At 70.2% G+C, this 15,425-nt stretch carries 14 protein-coding genes and 1 tRNA gene; 4 read left to right on the top strand and 11 right to left on the bottom strand.

The genetic code is table 11. The annotated features are described in order from the left end of the window. Window positions 1–41: 41 nt before the first annotated feature. From ACQUS7_RS10915 to ACQUS7_RS10935, 5 genes are all read right to left on the bottom strand, one after another. Window positions 42–1,676 (bottom strand): sensor histidine kinase, encoded by a 1,635-nt coding sequence (locus ACQUS7_RS10915; RefSeq protein WP_435146977.1) that lies wholly within the window; start codon window positions 1,674–1,676, stop codon window positions 42–44. Window positions 1,677–1,851: 175 nt separating this feature from the next. Continuing rightward, window positions 1,852–4,032, bottom strand: coding sequence for a DHH family phosphoesterase (locus ACQUS7_RS10920; protein ID WP_435146979.1), 2,181 nt, complete (start codon window positions 4,030–4,032; stop codon window positions 1,852–1,854). 77 nt (window positions 4,033–4,109) lie between these two features. Beyond that, a complete protein-coding gene (locus ACQUS7_RS10925; RefSeq protein WP_435146981.1) occupies window positions 4,110–4,745 on the bottom strand; it encodes a YIP1 family protein in 636 nt (211 codons plus the stop codon). A gap of 87 nt (window positions 4,746–4,832) precedes the next feature. Continuing rightward, a complete protein-coding gene (locus tag ACQUS7_RS10930; RefSeq protein ID WP_435129575.1) occupies window positions 4,833–5,420 on the bottom strand; it encodes a thymidine kinase in 588 nt (195 codons plus the stop codon). A 181-nt stretch (window positions 5,421–5,601) separates the two neighbouring features. Beyond that, a tRNA-Leu gene (locus ACQUS7_RS10935) sits at window positions 5,602–5,686 on the bottom strand. 173 nt (window positions 5,687–5,859) lie between these two features. Between ACQUS7_RS10935 and ACQUS7_RS10940 the strand changes: the two genes are divergently transcribed. Then, complete coding sequence (locus ACQUS7_RS10940) at window positions 5,860–6,459, top strand: DUF420 domain-containing protein (protein ID WP_435146984.1); 600 nt, start codon at window positions 5,860–5,862, stop codon at window positions 6,457–6,459. A 99-nt stretch (window positions 6,460–6,558) separates the two neighbouring features. On the opposite strand, the gene purF is transcribed toward ACQUS7_RS10940, so the two are convergent. From purF to ACQUS7_RS10955, 3 genes are all read right to left on the bottom strand, one after another. Continuing rightward, complete coding sequence (gene purF, locus ACQUS7_RS10945; RefSeq protein WP_435146986.1) at window positions 6,559–8,109, bottom strand: amidophosphoribosyltransferase; 1,551 nt, start codon at window positions 8,107–8,109, stop codon at window positions 6,559–6,561. A gap of 223 nt (window positions 8,110–8,332) precedes the next feature. Further along, entirely contained in the window at window positions 8,333–8,509 is a 177-nt protein-coding gene (locus ACQUS7_RS10950; RefSeq protein WP_435129583.1) for a 50S ribosomal protein L37e, read from the bottom strand. Beyond that, window positions 8,506–8,727, bottom strand: a complete 222-nt coding sequence (locus ACQUS7_RS10955; RefSeq protein WP_435129585.1) for an LSM domain-containing protein — start codon at window positions 8,725–8,727, stop codon at window positions 8,506–8,508. The genes ACQUS7_RS10950 and ACQUS7_RS10955 overlap by 4 nt, the downstream gene beginning before the upstream one ends. A gap of 462 nt (window positions 8,728–9,189) precedes the next feature. On the opposite strand from ACQUS7_RS10955, the gene ACQUS7_RS10960 reads away from it, so the two are divergent. The 3 genes from ACQUS7_RS10960 to ACQUS7_RS10970 all read left to right on the top strand — a co-directional run bounded on the left by ACQUS7_RS10960 (window position 9,190) and on the right by ACQUS7_RS10970 (window position 12,718). Then, a complete protein-coding gene (locus ACQUS7_RS10960; RefSeq protein WP_435146989.1) occupies window positions 9,190–10,542 on the top strand; it encodes an RNase J family beta-CASP ribonuclease in 1,353 nt (450 codons plus the stop codon). A gap of 1 nt (window position 10,543) precedes the next feature. Then, window positions 10,544–11,590: a geranylfarnesyl diphosphate synthase gene (gene idsA3, locus ACQUS7_RS10965; protein WP_435129591.1), complete on the top strand. Its 1,047-nt coding sequence runs from the start codon at window positions 10,544–10,546 to the stop codon at window positions 11,588–11,590. A gap of 219 nt (window positions 11,591–11,809) precedes the next feature. Further along, complete coding sequence (locus ACQUS7_RS10970) at window positions 11,810–12,718, top strand: DMT family transporter (RefSeq protein ID WP_435146991.1); 909 nt, start codon at window positions 11,810–11,812, stop codon at window positions 12,716–12,718. On the opposite strand, the gene bcp is transcribed toward ACQUS7_RS10970, so the two are convergent. From bcp to priS, 3 genes are read right to left on the bottom strand one after another with little or no spacing between them, the layout of a single operon-like run. Further along, window positions 12,709–13,176 (bottom strand): thioredoxin-dependent thiol peroxidase, encoded by a 468-nt coding sequence (gene bcp, locus ACQUS7_RS10975; protein WP_435146993.1) that lies wholly within the window; start codon window positions 13,174–13,176, stop codon window positions 12,709–12,711. The genes ACQUS7_RS10970 and bcp overlap by 10 nt on opposite strands. 54 nt (window positions 13,177–13,230) lie before the next feature. Then, window positions 13,231–14,208: a DNA replication complex subunit Gins51 gene (locus ACQUS7_RS10980; RefSeq protein WP_435146995.1), complete on the bottom strand. Its 978-nt coding sequence runs from the start codon at window positions 14,206–14,208 to the stop codon at window positions 13,231–13,233. A gap of 3 nt (window positions 14,209–14,211) precedes the next feature. Next, a complete protein-coding gene (priS, locus tag ACQUS7_RS10985; protein WP_435129603.1) occupies window positions 14,212–15,378 on the bottom strand; it encodes a DNA primase small subunit PriS in 1,167 nt (388 codons plus the stop codon). Between the last annotated feature and the right edge of the window lie 47 nt (window positions 15,379–15,425).

Genomic DNA, 15,425 nt, shown 5'->3' on the forward strand with positions numbered 1-15,425 from the left:
CCGGCTCAGTCGCCTTGCGGACCGCCGAGTCCACCGGTCGGTCAGGCGTCGGAAGCGGGTTCGACGCCGCGGAACTCGAAGCGGGCACCGCCGAGTCCGGATTCGGCGTCGGCCACGTCGACGCGCCAGCCGTGGGCCTCCGCGATGCGGCGGACGATGGCGAGCCCGAGGCCGCTCCCGTCCGCCGTGGAGGTGTAGCCGGGGTCGAAGACGGCGTCGGCGCTGTCCGCGTCGATACCGGGGCCGTCGTCGGCGACGAAGAAGCCCTCGCGGTCGTCGAGTTCGCCGACCGCCACGGACGGCGCGGGTCCGGCGTGTTCGACCGCGTTCCGGAACAGGTTCTCGAACACCTGCATCAGCCGGCTCCGGTCGGCGCGAATCGCCGCGTCGGTCTCCACCGCCAGGTCGCCGTCGCTGCCGACGGTCTGCCACGTCTCGACGGCGACGTGGTCGAGCCGAACCGCGTCGGCGTCGGTGACGTGCCGGCCTTCACGGGCGAGCGCCAGCAGGTCCTCGATGAGCGTCCCGATGCGGTCGTGCGCGGCCGCGACACGGTCGAGCCGCGGGTCGTCGAGGTCCTCCCGGACCAGTTCGAGGTAGCCGGTCGCGGTGCTCAGCGGGTTCCGCAGGTCGTGGCTCACCACCGACGCGAACTCGTCGAGCCGCTCGTTCTCGCGGCGGAGCGCCTCCTCGCGCTCGTACCGCTCGGTGACGTCGCGCGCGACCAGCACGACGGTCGACGGCTCGACCGGCCGGCGTTCGTCACCGCCGGCCCCCTCCGACACCGGGACGACGCGGCCGTCGTAGCGGTACGTCTCACCGCCCGATTCGACGGCGTACTCGACGTGCTGGACGGACGCCGAGTCGATGGCCGCCCGGACGGCCTCCCGGACCGTGCCGGCAGCGTCCGGGTTCAAGATGTCGTCGACGCGCCGGCCGGTCAGGTGGTCGCGGCGGTGGGGCTCGTCGCGCTCCGCTCCGAGTAGCACGTCGAGGTACGTGCCGTCCTCGTCCATGACGTACGCGTAGTCGGGGAACGCCCGCGAGAGCGCGTCGAGGACTCGCTCCGGAGTCGCACCGGCTTCCACCGCGGACTCACAGACGGTGGCGGAGCCGGAGTCCGCGGAAGAACCAGCGCCCGCGTCGGGGACACCCGCATCGGCGACGCCCGCGTCGGCGACGTCTGCGCTCCGCGTCGGGCCGCCCTCCAGCGACCCGAGCGCCGTTTCGGCGCCGCCGGCGAGCAGCGACACCGCCGCGAGGTCGGCAGAGGAGACGGCGGCGCCGGGCTCCGTCCGGAGGACGAGCGCGCCGTCGCCGTTCAGCGGCGTGACGCAGCACTCCGACCCGGTGCCGTCGGGCCACTCGGTGACGGTCGGCTCGGCGCCGCCGTCCGGCTCCCCGACGCCGCCCGCCAGCGGCGGCTCGTCGGGCGACAGCGTCGCCGGCACGTCACCGCGGTCGAACTTCGCGGTGCGCGTCACCGGGCGGTAGCGGTCCCCCTCCCGCTGGAACACCGCGGCCTCGAACTCGAGGCAGTCCGAGGCGGCGTCGACCACGGCCTCGTGGACGGCGCGCTTGGACCCGCAGTCGGTCAGGTCGACCACCGTTCGGCGGAGGCGCGCGAACGGCTCGCCGACCGAGGCCGCGTCGTCGCCCGCCTCGGTTCGTTTCATTCAGCTATCACCTGTGTTGCAAGCGTGTCAGCATGCCGCAACCATATACTTTCCCCTTCGAGTCCCTTGCGGTGAACGTCTGACGGCGCGTCAGCACGGCCGCTGTGAGAGAATCCAGGCGGCGGAGAACAGACCGAGCAGACGAACGGCGACCCGACGAAAATATCGGTCCGGGTCAGTCGAGCTGTGCGGCGACAGCGTCGACGGCGGCGTCGAGCACGGCGTCGCGGCGCCCCGCGAGGAACTCGATGCGCCCCTGCCGAACGCCTTCGGCCGTGACGCCAGCGTCCTCGACGTCGTCGGCGACGTCGGCGGCGACCTGCCGGACGTCCACGTCACCGGTCGCGCGGACGTACAGGTCGTCGGTGTCGAGCACCAGCGTCGCGAACGGGCCGTCGTCGCGCTGATTCCGGTGAAGTTCGTCGGCGAGCAGCGCCGTCGGCGGGAAGTCGTAGCGGTGCGCGTACGCGTCGGCGTCAAGCACCGCGAAGTCGACGCCGTCGGTCTCCCGCGTTTCGAGGTTCGCGACCGCCGTGTCGAGTTCGGTTTCGAGCTTCTCGCGGAACTGGCCCGCGATGTGGCCCGCGAGGTCGCTTCCGTCCGCGCCGAACAGGATGTCCTTGATGAGTTCGCGCTTGTCCTGGTAGCTCTGGTAGAACGCTTCGAGCGCGACCGCTTCGCGGAGCTCCGCGACCAGTTCCTCGTCGAAGCCGGCGTCTGCGGCCAGGTCGACGTAGGCGTCCGGGGTGTCCTCCCAGTAACTCACCGCGGGCAGGTGGGCGACGTCGTCGGCGACGTCGCCGTTGACGGTCGCCGCGAGCGTCGACGCGAGCACGCCGGTCGACAGGTCCGCGGCGGCGACGCCGGCGAGTTCGGGGTTGACGAGCGTGTCGACCGCGTCCGCGATTTCCGGGTCGGCCGCGGCGGCGTCGACGACGACGCGCCGGGCGCCGTAGACGTCGAGCAGGCCGAGGCCGTCCTCGGATTCGACGGTGGAGCCGGTGCCCAGCAGCAGCACCAGCGGCAGCTTCTCGTCGTGCCGGTCGCGGTCCTGGAGCATCCGCGTGACGTCGTTCGTCGCGGCGTCCATCCCGTACACCGCCTCGTCGAGCGGGCGACGCGTGAAGTAGTGGTACTCGGCGTCGCTCTTGGCGTGCTCGTCGCGAATCAGCGGCAGCACGGCGCGTTCGACGGCGGCGCCCGCGACGTAGCCGTCGGCGGTCGCGGCGTGGCGAACCACGATGGGCCGCGATTCGAGGACGGCGCGGCGAATCGCCTCCGCGGCGTCGAGCAGGTCGTCGCTCACCGCGTCGACGGCGTCGTGCGGCGCGAGCGTCTCGACGTCGTCCGGCCGCGCCTCGTCGGTCAGCGCGTCTGCGAGTCGGCGCTCGACCGCCTCGGCGTCGTCGCCTTCGAGCGCCACGAGCGCCTCGGTCTCCACCTGAATCTCGTTGCGGCGAACCTCGACTTCGCCGTCGAGCCGAACCACGTCGCCGACCTCGATCTCCGGGTACGCGCGGACGCCGGCCTCGACGAACGCGGCGCAGTCGACCACGCCGGTCTCGTCGCGGAGTTCGAACACGGTCGGCCCGCCGGTCTGCCGGACGCCGACGACCTCGCCCTCGATGCGGACCTCGTCGCCGACGCGGTTCTCGAGCGACCCGATGCCGACGTGTTCGAGTTCGCCGGTCGGCTCCGCCTGCTCGGCCTCGCGGGCGGCTTCGACGTCCGACTCGGCGGCTTCAGCGGCCTCCGGTTCCGACTCGGTCTCCGCCTCGGCTTCCTCTTCGAACTCGAATCCGGACTCGGCCTCCTCGGCGGCTTCGGCCGCCGCTTCCGCTTCGGCCTCCGCCTCTGCCTCCTCGGTCGGCTCCGGCGTCGTCGTCTCGCCGCGCTGTTCGCTCGTCGTGGTTCCGGCGGGGCCGGACGTCGGTGTGACCTTTACCGGTCCTGACTTCTCTTCGGCTTCCGACTCCGGCTCCGCCTTGCGCTCTTCGGTGCCTTCCTGCACGAGCGACCCGCGGAAGTCACGCTCCTCCTGGCGAATCGACCACGAGAGGTCGACGTCGCCGTTGTCGCGGACGTTCTTCACCTGAACGAACACCTCGTCGCCGGCCTCCCAGTCGAGCGATTCGAGCCGCTGGTCGAGTTCCGAGCGGTGCAGCAGGCCGGTGACGTTCGACGACAGGTCGACGAAGACGCCGAAGTCGGCGTAGCCGTCGACGACGCCGCGGTAGAAGCGGCCGCTGACGAGCTGGTTCGGGTCGTTCCCACGGAAATCGAAGACGACGTCCTCCTCGTGGGAGTCGCAGATGTGCCCGTCCACGGGCGTCCCACAGATGATACACTTACCCATTTGAGCAGAACCAGTATCCCCTGCCTAAAACGGTTGTCGAAACGTTGGCGTGACCGCCCGCTCGGCGGCCGCGCGACTCAGATGATGTACCAGCACGCCAGCAGCGTCGCGACCGCCTCGAACCCGCCGAATCCGACGCCGAACGCCATCGCCGCCGGAATCGCGGTCGCCGCGACCGCCCGGCCGGTCGTCGTCCCGTGGACGGTGCGGACGCCGAGCGCCAACAGCGCGGTCGCGTACAGCGCGCAGGCCGCGCGGAGCGACGGAACTGCGGGACCGGCGAGCGCGCACGGCGCGGCCGCGTACGCGACCACCTGGACGGTCTGACTGATGCCGGCTCGCTCCCGCTGGTACAGCCCTCGCTCGCGGTCGAAATCCAGGGACGCGACGACGAGCAGCACAGTCTGCACCGCCGCCGTGAGGTGGAGCGCGGCGGGCGCGACGAACACCGCGACCGCGACCAGCGCGACCAGCGACGACAGCGCGGGGCCGCCGAGCGTCGTCGGCACCGTCTCCGGCGCCGTGAGGAACCGGCCGACCAGAAAGCAGGTCGCGACCGTCGACGCGAACACCAGGCCGGGCGCCTGGTCGCCGGGCGAGACGCCGTTCCGGAAAAAGCGCGTCGGCCGGACCATCACTTCGACCCACGCGCGAGCGACGCCGCGCGGCCCGCGCGCACGACCGCCCTCCGGATTGTCGACCCACGTCGTCACGCCCCGACGTTTCGAGGCGGCCGCTATCACGGTTGTGGTCGCGGGATAGGCAACCGGACCGACTGGCCAAGCCGAGGCCGAGCCTGGTCAGTCGCTCCGGACGGTGTGACAGCTCCGACAGCGCGCCTCGTAGCTCTCCTCGGCGCCGACCATGATGGTCGGGTCGTCGACGTGCGCCGGGTCGCCCTCGATGAGCCGCTGGTTCCGGGTCGCCGGCTCGCCGCACACCGAGCAGATGGCCTGCAGTTTGTCGACGTACTCCGCGACCGCCATCAGCTCCGGGAGCGGATGGAACGGTTCGCCGCGGAACGTCTGGTCGGTGCCGGAGACGATGACGCGCCGGTCGTCCTCGGCGAGGCGGTGACAGACGTCGAGCAGTTCGCCGGAGAAGAAGTTCGCCTCGTCGACCGCGACCACCTTCTCGCCGTTCAGGTGGTCGAGAATCTCCCACGGCCCGTCGCCCTCGTTTTCGACGACGGTCGCCTCCCACTCCCGGCCGTTGTGCGAACCGATGCTGGTCTCGCCGTACCGGTCGTCGAGCGCCGGCGTGAACACCGCGACCTCCTGGCCCGCGATTTCGGCGCGGCGGAGCCGCCGGAGGAGCTCCTCGGTTTTCCCGGAGAACATCGACCCCGAAATCACCTCGATCCACCCGGAGCCGGTGATGGCGTGCATATCACGTGGGGGCGCCCCCTGCGCTCAAAACGGTTGTCCTCTCGGTCCGCGCCCGGCCGCACTGCCGCCAAAACCGCGGGGCTGCGGCGTCGCTGTCGGACGTTGGTTCCGGAAGGATTGTGCGTGGGTGCTGTCTGTAGGGCGTCCCCGAAGGGACGCACAGCACCTGCATCCTGGTGGATGCGTGGGACCGGATTTGAACCGGCGGACCTCTACAGGACAGCGCCCTCAACGCTGCGCCGTTGGCCTGGCTTGGCTACCCACGCACCGTGCGTCAGTGTGCACTGATTTGTAGCCGGGAGAGGGATAAAGGGCTTTCCATCTTTTCGCTCCCCGACACGCACTCGCAGACGGCGGCGGACTCGGAGCCGCGGCTCCCGGGTGCCGGTTCCGCGCCGTCTCGGAAACCGCTTTACGGTTCCGCGCCGACGCCTCGGGTATGTCCACGGACCCGGCGGGGGAAGACGAGGACGGGGGAGTCCGAGCGTTCGCCCGCGACCACACCGTCGGCGTCGCGGGGACGGTGTCGACGGCGGCGGTCGCGCTGGTGTTCGCGGTCGCGCTCGGCTTCGTCCCGGCGTCGCTGCTGCCGCGGGCGCCGGCCGCCGTCCTCCACGCGATTCCGACGGTCAACGCCGCGGCCTCGGTCGTCGCAATCGGCACCATCGCCGGGGGCGTCGCGGCTGCACGGCGCGGGGATTACCAGCGGCACAGGCGCCTGATGGGCGCGTCGACGGCGCTGTTCGCGACGTTCCTCGTGCTGTACCTCTACCGCGTCGCCGTCGTCGGAACGACGCCGTTCCCCGGCCCGCAGTCGCTGTACACGACCGTCTACCTCCCGCTGCTCGCCGTCCACGTCTCGCTCGCCGTCGTCTGCGTGCCGCTGGTCGTGTACGCGCTGACGCTGGCGACGACGCGGCCGGTGTCGGCGCTAGCGGAGACGCCGCACGCACGAGTCGGGAGGGTCGCTGCGGTGCTGTGGGTCGTCTCGTTCGCGCTCGGCGTCGTCGTCTACCTGCTGCTGTACGTCGTGTTCTGACGTGCGCCCGCGCGACTGAGCCGTCGATGAGGGCGCGACGAACCCCAAAAGCGGAGGAGGAGGCTGTTCCGCGGCGTCCGGTGCGGGAGTAGTCGTGGGTCAGTCGTCGGCGACGGCTTCGCTGTCGCGGGTTGGCGGCGTGACCTCGCGGTCGGTCTCCTCGCCGTCGATGTCGTACGGGTATTCGCCGGTGACGCAGCCGAGACAGAGGTCGTCGCGGCGCTCCGAGAGCGCGTCGGCGACGGCGTCGATGGAGAGATACGACAGCGAGTCGGCGCCGATAGTGTCGCGGATGTCGTCGACGGACTGGTCGCCGGCGATGAGTTCCTCGCGGGTCGCCATGTTGATGCCCATGTAGCAGGGCGCGATGATGGGCGGCGCGCCGATGCGGACGTGAACCGCTTCGGCGCCGGCGTCGTACAGCAGTTCGACGAGCTGGGTCGAGGTGGTGCCGCGGACGATGGAGTCGTCGATGAGCGTCACGGTCTTCCCCTCGACGGTCGACTTGATGGGGTTCAGTTTGAGGCGGACTGCGCGTTCCCGTTCGTCCTGCGTCGGCATGATGAAGGTGCGGCCGACGTAGCGGTTCTTCATCAGCCCCTCCGCGAACTCGACGTCCGCGCCGGCCTCGCTCGCCGCGTCGGCGTAGCCGGAGGCGAACGCGCGGCCCGAGTCGGGCACCGGCATCACGACGTCGGTGTCGATGCCGGATTCGTCCCACAGCGCCCGGCCGAGGTCGCGGCGCGCCTCGTACACGAGCGTGTCGTCGATGACGGAGTCGGGCCGGGCGAAGTAGACGTGCTCGAAAAAGCAGTGCGCCGAATGCTCCTCGTCGTACAGCTGGTAGGAGTCGAAGCCGCTGCCGTCGGCGTCGAGGACGACGAGTTCGCCGGGTTCGACGTCCCGGACGAGTTCGCCGTCGAGGGTGTCGATCGCGGCGGACTCGGAGGCGAGCACGTAGCCGTCGTCGAGTTCGCCGATGCACAGCGGCCGGTTGCCGAGCGGGTCGCGGACGCCGAGGACGGTGTCGTCGTGCATCACGGTCAGCGAGTACGAGCCGTGGATGCGGCCCATGGTCCGCTTGACGGCGCGGACGAGGTCGGCTTCGAGGAGGTTCCGCGCGAGGTCGTGCGCGATGACTTCGGTGTCGCCGTTCGACGTGAACGCGTGGCCGAGCGACTCCAGTTCGTCGCGAATCTCGTCGGCGTTGACGAGGTTCCCGTTGTGTGCGAGTCCGAGCGCGCCGGACTTGAACGACACCGAAAACGGCTGCGCGCAGCAGTCGTTGACGCCGCCGGCGGTCGGGTATCGGACGTGGCCGATGCCGGCCGAGCCGTTCAGGCCGTCGAGGTCGGCGCCGTCGAAGGCGTCGCCGACCAGCCCCATCTCGACGTGGCTGTGCTGCTGGAAGCCGTCGTGCGTGACGATTCCGGCGGAGTCCTGTCCGCGGTGCTGGAGCGCGTACAGCGAGTAGTACAGCGGCCGTGCGGCCGCGCGGTCGGTGAGCGAGACGCCGACGACGCCGCACTTCTCCGTCGGGCCGCCGCCGACCTCGCCGCCCCCGGAGTCGTCCGCGAGCGGCGGTGTCGTCGAGGTAATCGAGGTGCCGGACCGTGGCGCGTCGTCGCCGCCGGAATCCCCGTTCTGCATGGACGAATCTGTGTCCCCAGCCCACAAAAACCCCCGCTATCGTGCCCATCGACTCGCGGGAAAGTCAACAAGTATGCACAAGGATGGATAGGAGGCAGTCGTGGGTCCTGCTGCCGCCGCAGCGGACCGGCGAGGATTCGCGGTGCTCAGGGTGGACGTGGACCGCGACGCGGCGCCGTGCAGCGTCGCTACCGAGACGTCGAGAACGGGGAGAGGAGGAACGTCAGTTGTCGCCGGCCTTCGACTGCCACTCGTAGCTCCGGCGCTTCGCGGACTTCCCGAAGCCGCAGCTCGAGCACTCCTTCTTTTTCACGTGGTACGACTTCTCGCCACAGCGACGGCACTTCACGTGCGTCGTGGTGTTCTTTTTGCCCTGAGTCGGGGTACCTGCACCGGTCATACGTTGATCGAAACGACGTTGTCGCCACGGATAATCGTTGTGTCTTCGACTTCGCTGGCCGCCGACTCCTCGACCGGGACGTCCGTCGCGTCGAGCACGACGTTCATGTGCTGGTCGTAGCCGGCGAGCACGCCGAAGTGTGCGGTTCCGTCTTTGAGGTGGACGGTAACCGGGGTCTCGAGCGCCTCCTCCAGTACGTCGAGCGGTCTGCCACTCATACACCGGCCGTCGGCCGAGCGAGGTTTAAATATACCGGGAGGCGCCGACGAATCGGCGTCGCCCGCCCCGGAAACCGGCTGGTGACGCCGCGATGGTGTTCGGTGACTGACTGGAACGGCGACGGTCGGCGCCCATTCGACCGGGACTCACCTTCTGTGAGGGCACCCGACGGCCACTCGGTGAAGCCGGACTGTCGCTCGGTGGAGTTTGGCCACCGCGCACGCGCTCCCCCGAACCCGAGCAGTTTTAAGAGCGGCCGGTGTACGTCCAGTCAACAGAGCCCGCGGGTAAGTACGTCCGGTCGACGTCGCGTCGACGTGGGGCGTATAGCGGGATTGCGGACCGACGTGCTGTAAGACGCCGGGGTCCACAGCGACCCGTGTTCCGGGGCTTTCCGTACGAGCCTGCCCGCCCTCCGAGCGAGGGCGGTTTCAAACGCTCGCAACAGACAATCGAAACCAATGGAAGTCGAAATCGCAACTATCGGCGGCTACGAGGAAGTCGGCCGCCAGATGACGGCAGTCCGCGCAGGGAGCGACATCGTCGTGTTCGACATGGGCCTCAACCTGAGTCAGGTCCTCGTCCACGACAACGTCGAGACAGAGAAGATGCACAGCCTGGACCTCATCGACATGGGGGCCATTCCGGACGACCGCGTCATGTCCGACCTCGAGGGCGACGTGCAAGCCATCGTGCCGACGCACGGCCACCTCGACCACATCGGCGCCATCTCGAAGCTCGCCCACCGGTACGACGCGCCGGTCGTGGCGTCGCCGTTCACCATCGAACTGGTGAAACAGCAGATCAAAGGCGAGAACAAGTTCAACGTCGACAACGACCTCGTCAAGATGGAGGCCGGCGAGACGATGAGCATCGGTGACTCCGGCAAGGTCGAAATGGAGTTCGTCCACGTCACCCACTCCATCATCGACGCCATCAACCCGGTTCTGCACACGCCCGAGGGCGCGGTCGTCTACGGGCTCGACAAGCGCATGGACCACTCGCCGGTCCTCGAAGACCCCATCGACATGGAGCGGTTCCGCGAAATCGGCCGCGAGGGCGAAGGCGTCCTCTGTTACATCGAAGACTGCACGAACGCCGGCCGGAAGGGCCGGACGCCGTCGGAGTCGGTCGCGCGCCGCCACCTGCGGGACGTGATGGAGTCCGTCGAGGACTACGACGGCGGCATCGTCGCGACGACGTTCTCCAGCCACATCTCGCGCGTGTCGTCGCTCGTCGAGTTCGCGAAGGACATCGGCCGCGAGCCGGTGCTGCTCGGCCGGTCGATGGAGAAATACAGCGGCACCGCCGAACGCCTGAACTACGTCGACTTCCCGGACGACCTCGGCATGTACGGACACCGGAAGTCCGTCGACCGGACGTTCAAGCGGATCATGCAGGAGGGCAAGGAGAACTACCTGCCCATCGTCACTGGCCACCAGGGCGAGCCGCGCGCGATGCTCACCCGGATGGGCCGCGGCGAGACGCCGTACGAACTGGACGACGGCGACAAGGTCATATTCAGCGCCCGGGTCATCCCGGAGCCGACCAACGAGGGGCAGCGCTACCAGTCCGAGCGCCTCCTGAAGATGCAGGGCGCCCGCATCTACGACGAGATTCACGTCTCCGGCCACCTCCGCGAGGAGGGCCACTACCAGATGCTCGACGCGCTCCAGCCGCAGCACGTCATCCCAGCCCACCAGGACATGAAAGGGTTCGCGCCGTACGTGGACCTCGCCAGCAGCATGGGGTACACGCTCGGGCGCGACCTCCACGTGACGCAGAACGGCAACATGATTCAGCTGACCGAGTGAGATGAGCCAGGACGCGACGGAGGAGCGGGTACTCGCCGCGGTCGGCGAGCGACGCGACCTCGTCAACGAGGCGCTCGACGAGGACCTCCCGATGGCGGAGCCGGAACGGCTGTACGAGGCCTCGCGGTACATCCTCGAAGCGGGCGGGAAGCGGCTGCGGCCGACGGTGCTGCTGCTCGCCGCGGAGTCGCTCGCCGACGTCGAGCCGCTGTCGACGCCGTACCGGACGTTCCCGGCGCTCGACGGCGAGCCGTTCGACCTGCTGCGCGCCGCCGTGAGCGTCGAGGTCATCCAGTCGTTCACGCTCATCCACGACGACATCATGGACGAGGACGACCTCCGTCGCGGCGTCCCGGCCGTCCACCGAGAGTACGACACCGAAACCGCGATTCTCGCCGGCGACACGCTGTACGCCAAGGCGTTCGAGCTGCTGTCGGACACCGGTGCGGACCCGTCGGCGGGGCTGCGCGCGGTCCACACGCTCGCGTCCACCTGCACCCGCATCTGCGAGGGACAGACGCTCGACGTCGAGTTCGAGGGCCGCGACGACGTGACGCCCGACGAGTACCTGGACATGGTCGAACTGAAGACCGCGGTGCTGTACGGCGCCTCCGCGTCCATCCCGGCGATACTGATGGGCGCCGACGACGACGTCGTCGACGCGCTCTACCGGTACGGCGTCGACTCGGGCCGCGCCTTCCAGATTCAAGACGACGTGCTCGACCTGACGGTGCCCTCCGACGAACTCGGAAAGCAGCGCGGCTCCGACCTCGTCGAGGACAAGGAGACGCTCATCACGCTGCACGCCCGTCAGCAGGGCGTCGACGTCGACGGCCTCGTCGACGCCGACGACCCCGAGAACGTCACGGAGGCCGCCATCGACGACGCCGTGGCGACGCTCGAAGCCGCCGGCAGCATCGAGTACGCCCGCGAGAAAGCCGAAGAGCTCACGGAGCGCAGCAAAGAGCGCCTCGACGTCCTCCCGGACAACGAGGCGCACGACCTGCTGTGCGACCTCGCGGACTACCTCATCAGCCGCGGCTACTGACCACCCCGAAGCGCCGTCACAGCGCACCCGAACCGCGCTGCCGCCGGCGGCGCCGTCGAGGACTCGTTTTCCGCACCGTCAATCGACCACGGCTGCGGCTACAGTCGCAGTGACGACTCCGCCGATCGACCCGCCGCCGCAGGGCTTCCCGCGGCCGCGGATCGGTACGGCGCGTGCCGGTACGGAAACGCCGAAGGGCGTCGGCGCCGTCGCCCCGGTGTGGTACGGACTCGCGACGCAGCGCTGTTCGCCGTGCTCGGGCTCTGCTGGGGCGGGACGTTCCCGGCCGTCGAGGTGGCGCTGAACGCGGTGCAGCCGGTGCTGCTCGGCGCGCTCCGGTTCGACGTCGGCGCGGTCGTCGCGCTCGGGTACGTCCTGGTCGCTCTCGACGACCCGCTCCCGCGGACCCGCGACGACGGCTGGGCGGTGCTCGTCGGCGCGACGCTGCTCGTCAGCGTCAACGCCGCCTTCCTGTTCGTCGGCCAGCGGTACACGACCGGCGGCGTCGCCTCCATCGTCTACAGCCTGAACCCGATTCTGACGACGGCGTTCGCCGGGCTGCTGCTCGCCGACGAAGGCCTGGACGCCCGCGGCTACGTCGGCGTCCTGCTCGGCGTCGCCGGCGTCGCGGTCGTCGCGAACCCGTCGCCGTCGGCGCTCGCCGGCGAGACAACCGTCGGGGTCGCGCTGGTGTTCGTCGCGGCGGTCTCCGTCTCGCTCGGCGGCGTGTTGACGCGCCGGCTGAACCCGTCGGCGCCCGCGCTCACCCGGACCGCGTGGGCGATGGCGGTCGGCGCGGTCCAGTTGCACGTCGCGTCGGCGCTGCTCGGCGAACCGGTCCCCGCCGCCGCGGCGTTCACGCCGCGGGTCGTGGCCGCGCTGCTGTTCATGGGCGTCTTCGCGAGCGCGGTCGCGTACGGCTGTTACTTCACGCTGCTCGACAGCGTCGGCGCCTTCGAGACGAACCTGGTCTCGTACGTCGTGCCGGTGGTCGCGACGGGGCTCGGCGCCGCGCTGCTCGAAGAGCCGGTGACGCCGCTCACCGTCGCCGGGTTCCTCCTCGTCGTCGCCGGGTTCGCCCTGTTGAAGCGCCGCGCGCTCGCGCGGCTGGTCGGCGGCTACCCCTGAAGGTCGTCGAGGTCCGCGAGAATCTGGTCGGCGTGCTCATCCGGGTCGACGCCCTCGTACGCCTTCGCGATGGTGCCGTCGGGCGCGACGACGTACGTGTTCCGGAACACCCCGGTCACCTCGTTCCCGAAGACGTTCTTCTCGCCGTAGGAGTCGTATGCGGCCGACACGGAGCCGTCCTCGTCCGAGAGCAGGTCGAACGGCAGGTCGTACTTCTCGGCGAAGTCCGCGAGGTCGTCGACCGGGTCGTCGCTGACGCCGAAGACGGGGACGTCGCGGTCGGCGAACTCGTCCCACGAGTCGCGGAAGCTGCACGCCTCGGTCGTACAGCCCGGCGTGTCGGCGCGCGGATAGAAGTACACGACGACGTACTGGTCGTCGTGCGCCGACAGCGACACGGGCTCGCCGTTCTGGTTCGGCAGTTCGAAGTCGGGTGCGTCGTCGCCTGGCTCGAGCATACCGGGAGTGTGGACGCCACCCGAAAAGTCGTTCCTATCGCGGCACCGGCGGCTTCACTCAAGCGGCTCGGCGGCGTCGCGCTCCACCAGCGGCTCCGCGTTCGCCGCCGGCAGCGACACGACGTCCTCGGCGGCGAGGCTGTACTCGCGCTCGTCGACGCCGAGAATCTCGCCGACGTCCCGCGTGATGCGGACCGTCTGTCTGTCGCCTGCGGCGTCGCTGTCCCCGGATTCGTCGCCGGCGTCCGCGGTCTGTTGCCCGCCGGAGCCGTCGACGGCTCCCGGGGGCTCGCCGTTCGCTTCCGGCGGAACCGGCTCGTCGTCGCCAGCGGCGCCAGCGTCATTCGCCGGGGGCTGGTCCGTCACCGCCTCGGCCTCGCCCGTCCGGTCGGCGGCGGCGCGGGGAGCCGCAGCGTCGGCGTCCCCGTCGGCGCCGCCGGCGTCCTCGCCCGCGTCGCCGCCCATGGCGTCCGCGAGCACGCCGCCGGTGTCCTCGCCCGCGCCGGCCGCGTCGGCCTCGAACGTCTCGTCGGGCGGACCGGCGTCAGCGGCCGACTCCGCCGCGTCGACGCTCCCCGTCGGCGCTTCGCCGGCGGCCGTCTCCGCGACCGCGGTGGCGTCGTCGACCCCGATGTCGACGTCGGAGCCGCCGGCGAGCACGTCGAGGACTGCGTCTTTGTTCTGCTCGATGCGGGCGACGAGGTCCTCGAACAGGTCGCGCTCCTGCCGCGTCATCCCCTCCGTGTCCGTCGGGGCGCCCGCCGCGGCGAACGACGCGAGCTTCACGACCTTGCCGACGCGGCGCTCGTACAGCGACTCGATGACCTCCTCGGCCGTCTCGATTTCGTCCGAGAGCTTCCTGACGTCCGAGTCGGAGAAGGGGTCGTCGACGGACGACGCGCGCTCGTCGCGCTGTCGCTTCCGGTCGCCGATGTAGTCGGCGACGTCCTCGTAAAACGAGTCGCGCAGGTGCTGGAGGCTGTCCTTCCTCCGCTCTTTCGACTGTACCGTGCGCAGTTCGTCGAGGTCCATGGGTTACTCCTTCGCCTTCTCCGCGCGTCCGCGCGCCATCAGGAACACGCCGACGTACTCTGGAACGGAGACGACTCCCTCCGACACCTTATCTCTATCGTCGCCGACCTCGACCCGGCCCGGGTCGACCACGTCGACGAGGATGTCCCGGTCCGTGAACCGGCCGGGGACGGCGTCCCGAAGCGGCTCGAAGCCGTCGATGTCGCCGCGTTCGAGCGGCGTCACGACGAGCCCGCTGCCGCCGTGGATGGAGCGCGGCAGCCGGATGAGCCGCCGGAGGTCCGTCGTCACCGGCTCGTCGATGGGCGCGGTCTGCTCGGCGACGACCTCGGAAGCGATGGCGCGAACCAGCGTCGACGCGCCCGGGCCGAGTTCGACGTTCCCGGACTTGACGCCCTCCGGGTTCCGTTCGAGGACGCCGTAGATGGTCGACGCCGTCTTCTCGCCGACGCCGTCGAGTTCCTGCAGTTCGGCGAGCGCCGCCTCCTCGTCCATCTCGCGCAGCCGCTCGGCGTACTCGACGAGCGCCTCGTGGACGCGACGCCCCCAGCCGCCCTCGGCGCGGAGCCGCTTCTGGAGCGCGCCGCGCTCGTTCGGCCGGCGCTCGATGAGCCCGTCGTAGTTCAGGTCGACGGCGCGGACGTAGTCGACGATTTCGCGCCGCGCCGCGGAGTCGAGCCGTCGCATCGCCGGGTCGCGGACGTGGACGTGGTAGCCGCGGCCGCCCGAGAACACGACCGTCAGGTCGTCGTCGCCGAAGCCGAAGTCGGCTTCGAGGAAGTCCAGCAGGTTCAGCAGTTCCTCCTTGCAGGCGGCGAGCATGTCGGCGTAGCCCGTCTTCTCCGGGTCGACGCCCGGGAGGTGGTCGGCGTCCAGGTCGAAGACGAGGTCCGCAGAGCGCCACCCCTTCTCGCTCATCTTCCGGTTGCCGGGGTCGGTGTACCGCGCGGCCGAGAAGTAGGCGTGCCGCGGCGCTTCGCGCGCGAGGAACTCGCCGACGCCGCCGATGTCGAGCAGCGACTGGTGACGGACCATCGTCGTCCCGTCGCCGGCCGTGAACGGGATGTGGCCCCACTCGCGCTCGTTGGCCGCCGGCGGCGGCGAGACGTCCGCGCTCCGGTAGTAGTCGCCGAAGCGCCCCTCGAGGTAGTCGCGCGTGCGCCGATTCATTCGCTCTCCGTCCGTAGCCGCGGTGACGCCAAGAGTGTTGTCGTCTC

Origin of the sequence: Halobaculum sp. P14 (assembly GCF_051195155.1) — an archaeon.
Classification (GTDB): domain Archaea; phylum Halobacteriota; class Halobacteria; order Halobacteriales; family Haloferacaceae; genus JBNTKA01.

Coding starts and splice junctions, on each gene's coding strand:
- priS (WP_435129603.1), bottom strand. CDS start 15,378: ATGAATCGGCGCACGCGCGACTACCTCGAGGGGCGCTTCGGCGACTAC.
- ACQUS7_RS10920 (WP_435146979.1), bottom strand. CDS start 4,032: ATGGGTAAGTGTATCATCTGTGGGACGCCCGTGGACGGGCACATCTGC.
- idsA3 (WP_435129591.1), top strand. CDS start 10,544: ATGAGCCAGGACGCGACGGAGGAGCGGGTACTCGCCGCGGTCGGCGAG.
- ACQUS7_RS10980 (WP_435146995.1), bottom strand. CDS start 14,208: ATGGACCTCGACGAACTGCGCACGGTACAGTCGAAAGAGCGGAGGAAG.
- purF (WP_435146986.1), bottom strand. CDS start 8,109: ATGCAGAACGGGGATTCCGGCGGCGACGACGCGCCACGGTCCGGCACC.
- ACQUS7_RS10930 (WP_435129575.1), bottom strand. CDS start 5,420: ATGCACGCCATCACCGGCTCCGGGTGGATCGAGGTGATTTCGGGGTCG.
- bcp (WP_435146993.1), bottom strand. CDS start 13,176: ATGCTCGAGCCAGGCGACGACGCACCCGACTTCGAACTGCCGAACCAG.
- ACQUS7_RS10940 (WP_435146984.1), top strand. CDS start 5,860: ATGTCCACGGACCCGGCGGGGGAAGACGAGGACGGGGGAGTCCGAGCG.
- ACQUS7_RS10955 (WP_435129585.1), bottom strand. CDS start 8,727: ATGAGTGGCAGACCGCTCGACGTACTGGAGGAGGCGCTCGAGACCCCG.
- ACQUS7_RS10960 (WP_435146989.1), top strand. CDS start 9,190: ATGGAAGTCGAAATCGCAACTATCGGCGGCTACGAGGAAGTCGGCCGC.
- ACQUS7_RS10950 (WP_435129583.1), bottom strand. CDS start 8,509: ATGACCGGTGCAGGTACCCCGACTCAGGGCAAAAAGAACACCACGACG.
- ACQUS7_RS10915 (WP_435146977.1), bottom strand. CDS start 1,676: ATGAAACGAACCGAGGCGGGCGACGACGCGGCCTCGGTCGGCGAGCCG.